Origin of the sequence: Bacillus sp. SIMBA_031 (genome assembly GCF_046535225.1) — a bacterium.
Taxonomy (GTDB): Bacteria; Bacillota; Bacilli; order Bacillales; family Bacillaceae; genus Bacillus; species Bacillus velezensis.
Genome location: NZ_JAWRXC010000256.1, coordinates 1 through 271 on the forward strand (window position 1 = coordinate 1; position 271 = coordinate 271).

Consider the following 271-nt stretch of genomic DNA (forward strand, 5'->3'; position numbering starts at 1 on the left):
TACGATTACACGCTCGACGCCATGCGTGCGGTCATGGAAGCGATGGCGGGGTCGCGCTTCGTGATCGATCCGGATCTGCTCGCATGGCGTCATGCGCTCATGCAGGAACCGGCTGCGCAGGCCGCGATCGTGCGCATCGTGCGCTCGGATCTCACCTATCCCGAAGACGCGATCGCCTCGCTGAAAATGAAGACGCTCGTTGTCGCTGGCAAGGAAGACAAGATCGCGGTGCCCGCGCGCAATCAGCGTTATCTCGAACTCATCGCCAATT

1 protein-coding gene is annotated in these 271 nt (G+C 60.9%); it reads left to right on the forward strand.

The features are described 5' to 3' along the window. Positions 1–271: hypothetical protein (locus tag SB724_RS20230; protein ID WP_410572647.1), on the forward strand; the 271-nt coding region annotated here is incomplete at both ends.